This window comes from Desulforhopalus singaporensis (genome assembly GCF_900104445.1).
Lineage (GTDB): Bacteria > Desulfobacterota > Desulfobulbia > Desulfobulbales > Desulfocapsaceae > Desulforhopalus_A > Desulforhopalus_A singaporensis.
Window position 1 is genome coordinate 1 of the sequence record NZ_FNJI01000065.1, and the last position, 9,503, is coordinate 9,503.

8 protein-coding genes, 1 pseudogene and 1 riboswitch are annotated in these 9,503 nt (G+C 37.9%); of the genes and pseudogenes, 4 read left to right on the plus strand and 5 right to left on the minus strand.

Annotated features, from left to right (window positions below; genetic code table 11):
- The coding region (locus BLQ17_RS22395; RefSeq protein ID WP_218121876.1) for an ATP-binding protein at positions 1–86 on the plus strand (86 nt) is incomplete at its 5' end.
- 412 nt (positions 87–498) lie between these two features.
- Here the strand turns inward: BLQ17_RS22395 and BLQ17_RS20950 are convergent.
- Both BLQ17_RS20950 and BLQ17_RS20955 read right to left on the minus strand, forming a co-directional pair.
- Positions 499–1,251, minus strand: a complete 753-nt coding sequence (locus BLQ17_RS20950; protein WP_176761376.1) for a tyrosine-type recombinase/integrase — start codon at positions 1,249–1,251, stop codon at positions 499–501.
- Between the two features lie 328 nt (positions 1,252–1,579).
- Positions 1,580–2,275: a thermonuclease family protein gene (locus BLQ17_RS20955; protein WP_245695267.1), complete on the minus strand. Its 696-nt coding sequence runs from the start codon at positions 2,273–2,275 to the stop codon at positions 1,580–1,582.
- A 471-nt stretch (positions 2,276–2,746) separates the two neighbouring features.
- Between BLQ17_RS20955 and BLQ17_RS20960 the strand changes: the two genes are divergently transcribed.
- A complete protein-coding gene (locus tag BLQ17_RS20960) occupies positions 2,747–3,550 on the plus strand; it encodes a hypothetical protein (protein WP_092226110.1) in 804 nt (267 codons plus the stop codon).
- 221 nt (positions 3,551–3,771) lie between these two features.
- Complete coding sequence (locus BLQ17_RS20965) at positions 3,772–4,635, plus strand: hypothetical protein (RefSeq protein WP_092226112.1); 864 nt, start codon at positions 3,772–3,774, stop codon at positions 4,633–4,635.
- A gap of 523 nt (positions 4,636–5,158) precedes the next feature.
- Here BLQ17_RS20965 and BLQ17_RS20970 read toward each other — a convergent pair.
- The 3 genes from BLQ17_RS20970 to BLQ17_RS20985 all read right to left on the minus strand — a co-directional run bounded on the left by BLQ17_RS20970 (position 5,159) and on the right by BLQ17_RS20985 (position 9,135).
- Positions 5,159–6,391, minus strand: a complete 1,233-nt coding sequence (locus BLQ17_RS20970) for a hypothetical protein (protein ID WP_092226114.1) — start codon at positions 6,389–6,391, stop codon at positions 5,159–5,161.
- Positions 6,392–6,547: 156 nt separating this feature from the next.
- A complete protein-coding gene (locus BLQ17_RS20975; protein WP_092226116.1) occupies positions 6,548–7,192 on the minus strand; it encodes a hypothetical protein in 645 nt (214 codons plus the stop codon).
- An 80-nt stretch (positions 7,193–7,272) separates the two neighbouring features.
- A riboswitch (cyclic di-GMP riboswitch) is annotated at positions 7,273–7,346 on the minus strand.
- Between the two features lie 589 nt (positions 7,347–7,935).
- Positions 7,936–9,135: a DUF4268 domain-containing protein gene (locus tag BLQ17_RS20985; RefSeq protein ID WP_092226119.1), complete on the minus strand. Its 1,200-nt coding sequence runs from the start codon at positions 9,133–9,135 to the stop codon at positions 7,936–7,938.
- Between the two features lie 131 nt (positions 9,136–9,266).
- On the opposite strand from BLQ17_RS20985, the pseudogene BLQ17_RS23015 reads away from it, so the two are divergent.
- Positions 9,267–9,503, plus strand: a pseudogene (locus BLQ17_RS23015) (IS110 family transposase); the annotation flags it as partial.

The following is a 9,503-nucleotide window of genomic DNA, read 5'->3' on the forward strand; positions in this document are numbered from 1 at the left end:
CGACTGCACTACTTGATCGTTTGACACATCATTGCGACATCGTAGAAACCGGCAATGAGAGTTATCGGCTGAAAAATAGAAAATAAGTTCATCATTTACTATCCGCCCCAGTTGAGTTCTGCCGCTCCGACGAGCATTTTGGTGGGCCCATTCTCGCGCCAGAACTCAATTGGGGCTACCTTGAGATGAAAGCTTTAAAATAACAGGATTAATGGAACCCCCTTTTTACTTTTTGGGGGTCATTTTTGGACGCTGACAGGGGGTCAATTTTGAATGCTGATTGACACCCTTTCTTTAGTGGAGACCCGATAAAAGTGCCTTCGAACGAAAGCGCCCATTTTAAGAAATTCGCTAACTAGCAGATATTATTGGTACACCCGGAGGGATTCGAACCCCCGACACCCGGATTCGAAGAGGTGTTTTCGTTCTGAATTGTCTTTGAAATCAGATTACTAGCTATGCGCGAATCTACATGTTGTAGATTAATTCTCCGTTGGGCTAATTTTTTACAACATAAAGATGAGGTTTTTTGATCTTTTTCTCGTTCTTTTTTTCTCGCATTCGCATCACTTCTTTTCCGATAAAATCACTTCCAACGTGGGTGTAAATTTTGTTCGTCGTCTCGATTGATGAGTGGCCCATTATCCGTTGCAGGGCATGCGGGTTCATTCCTTCCTCGGCGCACCAGGTTGCAAAACTGTGTCTCAGAAGATGGTGGCCCACCTTTCTTTTGATGCCGGCAGCTTTTCCGGCCCTAATCAATTCTTTTCTGATATTAAGGTACGGTTTTTCAGTTTCCGGGTTTACTGTGGCGTATCCGTCTATTTTCAATTCAAGAACGGACAGAGCAGCTTGTTCAAACCGATCTGTCATGAATGGTATTCGGCGTATCTTGCTGCCTTTGCCGCGGATATTGATTGCTTTAAACCGCTCGTCTATATCCTGAATTTTAACCGTCATTGCCTCTTGCCGACGAAGGCCCATGTCTGCCATTAGAAGGAAGATAAACTGGTAGGGCGGTTGTATGTGCTTGTAAATTTCGTTTACCTGGCGCCTTGTGAGCGGCTTTACTGGATCAGGAGTTGTTTTCTTCCGGCTGTATCGAGGCACCCGAAAGGGCAATTCCTCGGATCTCACATTTGCAGCCGCCCATTTAAGGATTTTAGAGATGTATGACAGGTGTTTGTTTATTGTTGATGGTGAGATTCCTTCAGCTTCGAGCTCTGTTTTAAAATCAGTAAAATGCTGCATGGTAAGCTGGTCCGGCCGTAACAGGCCCCACCGTGGAACCAGATGATTGTCAATAGTGGTATTGCAGTCTTCATACGTTCTTGCCGATACATCCTGCTTATATGCTTCAAGAAACGGCAGAATCAGATCTTTGATTCGCTCATTATAGACTTTTTCTTTTTTAGGAGTGCTGCGGATTTCCTTTTCGTATTGGCAAGCGGCCTCGTAGGTCCCTTCGAACGTTATATGCTCACGGTTCCTCCCATAGCCGATATCAATGGTCCAATAGGTTTTCCCTGGATAGCTTTTATACTTTGTTTTGTGAGGGCGGACTGACATTCATACTCCTTTATGGTCGACACATCCCGCAAGCACTATATCCTGATTTGATAGCATCTTCCCTGCGATTGAAGGACTGAATACAGTTCTTGCAGTTGTAATTCCGGCAGTTCGGCGAATGAAAATTGTGTGACTTCACGTTCCCATGGTAGGCACTGGAGCCGGAGACATAATTTCCTGCTGATTTCTGAACGTAACTGCTGTTTTTCGATCCTTTTCGCCACTGCCAGGGAGGTATCGGATCTGCGTCTTTCCATAGCCCCAATTGTTTGGCCCGGGCGCGGCCCTCTATATCCTTCCATTTTCCACAAAATGATGCTCTGCAGTATCTAAGGTATTGCCAGGCAAGACCGTTTTCAATAAGGCTTTGGTTTACATTGACGCCGTCGACTGTAACGACACCTACGGCCCGACCGTATCTGTCTGTATCGTAGACCTCCACCTGTGCAGTTTTACGAGCAGTTATATTTGATGTATGTCTTTTGGCAGCCCGACCGAAAGCCTGCTTACTTTCCGGACAATCTATCCCGTAAAATCTGATTTTGTGCTGATTTTTCTCTGCATCCAGAATGGTAATTGTGTCACCGTCGGCGATACCGACAACTTTACCTGTGATAGTCTGAGCGCTAATCTGCAAAGGAAGAACGAGGATAATTATGAGTGTTAAAAGGTAAACGATTTTATTTATAACAATACTATTTTTCACCAGTATCGATCGATCTGCAGTTTGTGCTTAAGAAACTCAAGCAGGTCAGGATCCTCATCTTCCAGTTCTAGAAATTCAGCTAAGATAGCTCTCTGTTGTTTTGGCCCATACAGGCTCCATGCTTCAAAGAGGTCTTCTAGTTGCTCTGGAGTCATTGTGTGCTATCACGCGTAACTCAAACAAAAGCTATCCTTCAATTGTTCGGAACATTGTCAAGTATATAGGCTACACCTGCTGTATGGGGCTGTCAATGTAAAGAAAATATGTCGCATATGAACATCTAATCAAACCTAATATTGAGAAATATTATTATTTTGCCGACAATCATTGCCATAAAACAAAGAAAAAAATCATTCAATTTTGGAAGAGAAATTTACACCTTTAAAAAATGTCTATGATAAAATAAAAGAGAAAGAGTTTTGAAATATTTATTTTTTTTGCAAGAAAAACATAGTTCAGAGGGAAAAAATTATGAATGCTTCCAAAAACTTAGCAGTTCTCGTTTTTTTACTATTTTTACTAGTTGGATGCGCTCAACAACATACAATTAACAATGAATTGTTCCCAAAAACAGAGGTGATATCAGAGCTCTTATTACCGGATATTGAATTGAAAATTGTATGCCAAAAACAAAAAGATTCGGTTTATGTTTCATACATTGGAGATGAAAAAGGAAAAATATTATTAGTTGTTTTTACCCATGAAAAATTTAAAGAACCAAGGAAAAACATCTACGCAGGAACGACGAGCGGTGGTTTGCCGCCAGGAGCCACTCTTAATTGGGGATACGTGTTTGATCGGAATCATGATGGAAAAGTCGACTATTTATCGTTTCTTGACGGTGGGAACGTGGTAGTGCCTGACGGTTGGCAAGGAGATCTACCCAATCTCAACAAGGCCATTACTGCAGAAGAGCTCAAATTTATTATGGCTAATATGAGATTAGTGTTTTGGCATATGGTTGACGATAACTTCGATGGCTTTCCAGATAGAGTTATAGTTTCATTGCGAAATATCGATAATGGATTGATTGATGGTCTAATGGATGCGCGAGATAGTGATTTTGATGGAAATTTTGACTTTTGCAAATCCTATCAAGGTAATTTTTCATATGAAAACGGAGATTGTATTAAATCAGAAAATGGATATAAAGTACAAGGCAAACAAATAAGTGGATTGCAGGAAGTACCCCCAAACAGTAAACCTTCATTCTATCGTATAATGAATGAAGTAGCAGACGAATGTAACTTGTCAGATGATTCATATTATTATTAAAAAACACTATTGAACATTCTAATAATTATGATGTATTTCCATTGGACTACGTTTGAATCACAGCAAATGTTTGTTTTAATAAAAGTTATTTTTTGTTTTTTTAAAATACCTAATATTTTAATATCTGGAAATTAACACTTGATGCGTCATCATTGTACATGAATTATTTCATACATAACGTTGAGAAAACATCTTAAAAACAACTTTTAAATAGAGTTTTTATGAAATATAACAAAATTACAAAAAAGATTAGTGTACTGTTTTTATTTATATTAGTGACAAGTGGATGTGCGCCTTTGTCACCTACCGAAAAAGCTGAAATAGAATATATCAATCAGTTAATGTTTCGCGCTATAAATTGTATAAATTACGAAGTAATTGAATTAGATGATGGTGCTAGTGATCCCGCTAACCTCACGGAATCTGTATTAAATAAATGTCAACAACAATGTTTGTCCTATGGTAAGGCTGATGCCATTAATAAAAATAATGTTTTTACAACAAAAAACTCGGTTGAGAAATGTCGAAAATATGCTTTGTCACGTATATCATATGAAAGAGAATCAATCGAGAAAGAAGGGATTGTTTCTCAATATCACATTGGTGATTGGCTTTATCTTGAAGCTGATCAAAAAGATAATAAAGTATATCAGCTTTGTACTAATTCAACTAATTCATATAATAAATTGACAATTTTTTGCAATGTTCCTGATCCCTCATCAGGTTATGCTTACATCCCTTTTATATATATAAGTTTCGACAAGGAGATAGGCTGGAATTATATTGATAAAGATAAAGATTCGAGCCTTTATAACGTTTTTGCTAAAGTTATATATGATGGTCAATTTCCTATGTTAGATCATAGATCTTTATGGAAATTTAAAGAAGGTACAAGTGAAATTGCAAAGGCAGGTAAGGCTGTACATTATTTTATTGATAAACTTAAAAAAGCAGAGAGAATCGACGTATATTTAAATGACGATTACGCTCCGATAAAATTCAATATTAAAGGTATTTCCGAAGGGGTGAAGAAGCTGGAAGAATCATGTTCTACATTTTACTTAACTGGTGAAGAACAAACATAATTGAACATCTGTAATAAAACAAAATAAATCTCTCAGAAGATAACAAGATATTCCTGTTAAGGGCTAGACTGGATTATATTGTAATCCGGTTATTCCTACTTTACCTCACGTTCTAACTAGACCGCCCGATAAATAAAATTAAAATCTTCTCAAATGTAATAACCAAGCTGTCAAGTGAGCGACGAGATTCAGCAAATTCAAGCTATTAACCCAGTTAGTATTTTAATCCAATAACTACTCTAAATTTTACAAATATCAAAAAAAAATCAACAAGGTTCTATCCTTGGAATCGATCTTATTTTCTTGCCGTATTAATATGCTGAATGGTCACCTATAGTTTTGTCTATATTGAGAGTCAGGACTCAGGCTATTAATCCGGTGGGCAAATAGAAAAAATTTTTGCAAACGATATCGATAGACAGAATTTCCTCACCTCTACCCTCAAATGATTCTTTTCAAACTGCTGCATTTGTAACATAACTCTTAAAAGCGATATCGACTATTCAAAGTTCGCCTTGAAATCTCATGGTTTAAATTTAATCCTATTAATTAACGCACCGTCTTCATTATAAAAAACCGCACCATTGGATTCTTTTATAACATAATGACATTCTGTTGTTCCGTTAAACAAGGCTGGTATCTTTCGACACCATCGATCATTATCCACCCACCACTTGCCTTCGTAATGTCCTGAAATTTTATATGTTTTTGCTTTAGTTATTTCAACAATCAATCGATCTTTATCCATAAAATGTAAAACAAAACTATTGCTTGTTCTGCTTTCAACACCTTCACCAACACGGCCAAACAAAAAGTCTCTAATTTCATTTCCTTTTAAAGCCTGTGTTTTAATTTTATTTAAATTGTATGTTGGAAATATTTCTTTGTAATATTCTGATAAATAATTATTTAGTTTTTTTTCATCATCGTTAATAACAATGCGATCTCCAACAGCATATAAACGGCAGTTGGCTGCCTTTTTTCTGCAGGATTGTATTGCAGTTTCGACAGCTTGTTCTGATTTCCTGTACCCATAACTCCATCCTGATTTATTTCCATCAACTTGAATTGCAAAAGCTTTTAAGTGAGGATACAATATTGGATCGGAATATTTGTTGAATGATTTTTGCTGTGCTGGAGAAAGTTTCAAATCAACTGACACATCTACTTGTTTATCTGACAGATAAGATGTAAATTTAATTTCGTTTTCAAAGTTTGTGTGTAAAATAGAAAGTGTTTGTTTTTGTTTTTTTGATAACTGTGTCGTGTTACGCCATTCCCAACAATCATACACTGGCAATACTTGAACATATTGCAAATAATAAATATCATGTCGATAAGTAAATCTAGCAATATTATGTATTAATGCGCATCCGTTGTCTTTTAGATTAGCACTATCGCAATAATACCAAGTTTTGCCCAAAATCTCAGTTGTTCCTGTTGAAATTTTACTATCGCTAGGGATATGTGAAAATATCCATGTAGATGGTTCATAATAATAATCAACCTTGTTTTCATATGGTATGTGATTAAAATGGTCAATATAAACAAATCTGTTTTCGTTATTTGCAAATATATATCTTGAGCTATTTTTTTTATCAGCAATATATTTATGGTATCCTACCATTTCAACTTTAATACTGGGACTGTCAGATGAATAATAAGTATTCTCATTAATCAAGCCTCTCTTTGGCATAGCGCAACTAGAAAAAACTAAAATAGATAAAATCAAAATTAATCTTTTCAAAATATACATTATAAACTCCTTGTAAAATTACATAAAAAAATATGCTATTAGGTTGCTAAGGCGAACCATGATTAGCGAATTATTTAGAATTCATAGAGAGATACAAAGTCACAAATGCGGTGTTTTTTTTAAACAAACGATTTTTTTTGTCGACAAACAGCCTTTTTAATAATTAATAATAAATACTGAATTTGCAGTTTCTTTAAACTTCTTGATTTTCTCCCTTTGGGCTTGATTATACAAATCAGGCTTATCCCATTGTTCATGCATCTCTGAGACTGATTCAATGTAATCAACATGGTATTTCCCATTATTATTAGGCCCAAAAAGTAAACCTACGCTTTGATTTAAATAAACGCCATCCAACAAATACCCATTAGCATAAACGGCGTCTTTTAGATCCCGCAATGGGTTATCGTAAAAAAAAGTGCAATATTGATAGATTGTGTTGCCAATTCTCTTTACACCATGATCTATTTTAAATTTAACGTTGCTATAAATATCTGACAACCATGCCCCTTTGGAACTTTTAGAAATCCAAACATAAACAGCACGTTTTACATATTTATTTTTAATATGTGCAAAAACAAACACTTGGTTTTCAATAGAGGTACCACCAGCCGCATCTTCATATTTCAGAAACCTGGTACTTGTATTTTCACAACAAAATGTCAACTCGGGATCGTTTATAATAATCTTCAATTCTGGCATTCTCTCTGATAACAATGTGTTATTTTGAACTGAGATTTTGCTAGGGGCACAACTTGCTAAAAGAATACTCAAAAAGATCAACAAGAAATTTCTCATCATTTTACCCTCCGTTAAACAAATAGCGTTTTTACGGCGTCCCTTCCCGATCTGACCAAATAAAAAGCCGAGCTACCTTGTAAAAAGGCAACCCGGCTTTCTCTAAAGATCCGTAGCTTTCCGTCCCTGTCTTGCGACAGGTTTGGCTTTATCTTTTAATGTTAAACCATATATTGATTCTTCATTTTACATTGTAATTTTCGTGAAACACAACACCACAACGTGGTAGCTTTTGTAGCTTGCCGAAATTGTTAGGTAGTTAAGATAATATTTTTTTGAAATTTGATAAAATTAACGCTCGGTGCTACTGGAAGGCCTCGAGATCGCAGATAGGTTGAGAATGAATCTCAGGAGATAAATTATAGCATGAAATTCAGGAGAATAGTGCAGGATTACATCGAGCGCAGCACTGTGATACGGGATCATAGGCGATCTTCTCCCGCCGGACAGGGGTTGGTTGTTGTTAATATTGGGGCTAAGTTTAGGTATCAGCAGCAAGGCAATGCTTAATGTTAAAAATGCAAGTTAAATTATCAGAGATACACCCCATCTTGCAACCAACAAAGACGTGCCAATTACCGCGAGCACAATACAGCAACCACTATTACCAGGAGGTTGTTGGCCTCCTTGGTTTTTGTTTTGCTTCTCGTCAAAAAACAAACACGTTTCAATAACGCCATCACCATCGTCATCAAGTAGATCCAAGGGGTCTTCGTCTAAATCCATTTCTTTGGCTTAAGTTATAGTTATCCTGAGTATTGTGCTATTTGTTCTCGCACAGATCGAAGATGCTGCTCTTCAATATGCCTACCTTCACGATGAGCATAGTGGAGGGTCTTAATCACAGAACAACCAGGCAACACTTGTTTGATCTTTTCCGTAAATTTGTGTGCTGGCCCACCTGACAGAATGACTATTGAAGGGGCCAGTAACTTAATTAATGGCTCAGTATGTCGACTAAAACATTCATTGAGCATACCTGCTGGGTAGCGATTATTTGCATCGGCGCACCAGGCAATATTCGCCATGGCGATGTTAGCCAATAATAGGCCTAAACCATCACAATAATAATGAAGATACCTTCCTGGTGGAGTCCCCCAACACTGCATATATTCGGTTTGGAAAGCGAAGAGTTCATCCAAACTCTTCTTTCCATCTCTGTAATCATGAAGCCATTGACTGAAATTTTTATTTGACTTCCTTTTTTCAGGACTATTTCCTGCACCTGGATTAAGGGCAATAATCATGATTCTGTGAATCGAAGAAAAATAGTTTTTGCCTATGAGACGGGGCTGGGCGATGTCGATATTCGCTTGAACCGCCATCCCCCTTTCAAAACAACTCCGGCACTCCATTGATTTCTTGAAGAGGGCCTCCACGGCAGAAATATTTTTTGCTGTATAAATGTACTCACTTTGTAACTGAACTTTCTTTTCGGGTACAACTTTATGTGCCTTCGACCTTATGTTGGTTTTAGCTGCGGTCGGTTGTTTTTCAGCATTGGCTTCCACCCGATTCTGCGCAGGCAGGTATTGGTGAATTGCATCATAAAAACGCATTGTCCGCTCGGCAAGAATCCTACTCAAGCCGGTAATATCGTGATCAGCACGCCCTCGTGGCACTGAGCAGGTCATAATCTTGCATCGCTGTTTGGCCCCCTCGTTGACCCATCTCAACGGTTCACCGAATTTATGTTCTATGATCTGTTGGTGTCTCTTAATATCGTCATAAAGCTCTTCACTGTCGTCTTTCCTCTGGATACAGACCTCCACCCATGACTCGTTAAGTTTACACGTTGTAGAATAGTAAAGACCAGCCATACCGGTGCTGATATGGATATAATGCTTGTTCTTCCTGATTGCCGAATTCTGATAAAGGTCTGTTGTTTGCTTAGCGACATCGAGGAACTGCTTCCAGAAAAACCGTTTTTCCTGCTCAGAAGACATAAGCCTTTCTCCAATGCGTTTATATTATTAGACATAATGTTTGACAGAAGGAGACCTGCCTACCTTGCCAACGTGGGTTAGAATGAAAGTGTGCAACATTCACCCCAGAGCCATAACCAAGGAGGCAGGTCATGAGAAAGCATACCATAAAATACGTAGGATTGGATGTTCATAAGGACACTATAGTTATCGCCATAGCCGATGAGGAGCGCTCAGGAGAAACCAGGAACTACGGGGCGATTCCGCATACGATAGATGCACTGGAGAAATTTCTACGGAAACAGTTGTCTCAGGGAGTTGAGTTGCGATGTGCTTACGAAGCAGGCCCCACAGGATTCGGACTCTATCATTATCTTCGGAATAACGGT

Coding starts and splice junctions, on each gene's coding strand:
- BLQ17_RS20970 (WP_092226114.1), bottom strand. CDS start 6,391: ATGTATATTTTGAAAAGATTAATTTTGATTTTATCTATTTTAGTTTTT.
- BLQ17_RS20965 (WP_092226112.1), top strand. CDS start 3,772: ATGAAATATAACAAAATTACAAAAAAGATTAGTGTACTGTTTTTATTT.
- BLQ17_RS20975 (WP_092226116.1), bottom strand. CDS start 7,192: ATGATGAGAAATTTCTTGTTGATCTTTTTGAGTATTCTTTTAGCAAGT.
- BLQ17_RS20960 (WP_092226110.1), top strand. CDS start 2,747: ATGAATGCTTCCAAAAACTTAGCAGTTCTCGTTTTTTTACTATTTTTA.
- BLQ17_RS20985 (WP_092226119.1), bottom strand. CDS start 9,135: ATGTCTTCTGAGCAGGAAAAACGGTTTTTCTGGAAGCAGTTCCTCGAT.
- BLQ17_RS20950 (WP_176761376.1), bottom strand. CDS start 1,251: ATGCAGCATTTTACTGATTTTAAAACAGAGCTCGAAGCTGAAGGAATC.